This is a genomic window from Stutzerimonas stutzeri (assembly GCF_024448955.1).
Classification (GTDB): domain Bacteria; phylum Pseudomonadota; class Gammaproteobacteria; order Pseudomonadales; family Pseudomonadaceae; genus Stutzerimonas; species Stutzerimonas stutzeri_AQ.
Genome location: NZ_JAMOIH010000031.1, coordinates 1 through 1199 on the forward strand (window position 1 = coordinate 1; position 1199 = coordinate 1199).

At 58.1% G+C, this 1199-nt stretch carries 1 pseudogene; it reads right to left on the reverse strand.

The annotated features are described in order from the left end of the window. Nucleotides 1-146: 146 nt before the first annotated feature. Nucleotides 147-1128, reverse strand: a pseudogene (locus tag NA645_RS20085) (IS5-like element ISPst5 family transposase). Nucleotides 1129-1199 lie beyond the last annotated feature (71 nt).

Here is a 1199-nt window from a genome sequence, read left to right on the forward strand (position 1 = left end):
GGGATGGTCTGAAGTAGTCAGGTATTTCTGGCTGACTCCAACCCTTGCCGATTTCAAAACGGTGATTCGGCTAAAAAACGATCAAATCATCCCCTCTTTCCGGATTTATAGCCGGCGCGAGCACCTCGCGCCGGCCATTTCCCGCATTACAGACGCACCTCTCCTGCATTCGTCAGCAAATGTCGGCGCGCCATCCACAGGTTCGACAGCGCGAACAGTGTCACCAACTGCGCGGTGTTCTTCGCCAGGCCACGGAAGCGTGTCTTCACGTAGCCGAATTGGCGCTTGATCACACGGAACGGGTGCTCGACTTTGGCGCGCACCTGGGCCTTGGATTTCTCGATCTTGCGCTTGGCTTTGTACAGCGCACTGCGCTTACTCAGCTTCTTGTACGTACTGCGGCGGGCCGCAATCTGCCAGATCACCTCCCGGCCTTCATGTTCCGGGCGTTTCTCTACGCCGGTGTAACCCGCGTCGGCGCCGACCATGTTTTCCTTTCCATGCAGCAGTTTGTCGACCTGGGTAACGTCAGCAACGTTGGCTGCCGTCCCCACCACGCTGTGCACCAGACCTGACTCGGCATCCGCGCCGATGTGAGCCTTCATGCCGAAGTAATACTGGTTGCCCTTCTTGGTCTGGTGCATTTGCGGGTCACGCTTACCGTCCTTGTTCTTGGTCGAACTCGGCGCATGGATCAGCGTGGCATCGACGATGGTGCCCTGGCGCAGCGACAGGCCCCGATCGCCCAGGTAACCATTGATCACCGCCTGAATCCCGGCCGCCAACTCGTGCTTCTCCAGCAGGCGACGGAAATTGAGGATGGTGGTTTCGTCGGGAATACGCTCTAGGTTCAGCCCGGCAAACTGGCGCAAGATTGTGGTTTTCGTACAGCGCCTCCTCCATCGCCGGATCGCTGTAGCCGAACCAGTTCTGCATCAAATGTACGCGCAGCATCGCCATCAGCTGATACGCCGGACGACCACCTTCACCCTTGGGGTAGTGCGGCTCGATCAGGGCAATCAAACCCTTCCACGGCACCACCTGATCCATCTCGATCAGGAACAACTCTTTGCGGGTCTGCTTGCGCTTGCCGGCGTACTCGGCGTCGGCGAAGGTCATTTGCTTCATCGGGAAACTCGGGCAACGGGATCGGCGTATTTCACCAGATTCGGGAAGTCTTTTTCAGACCATCCCTAACG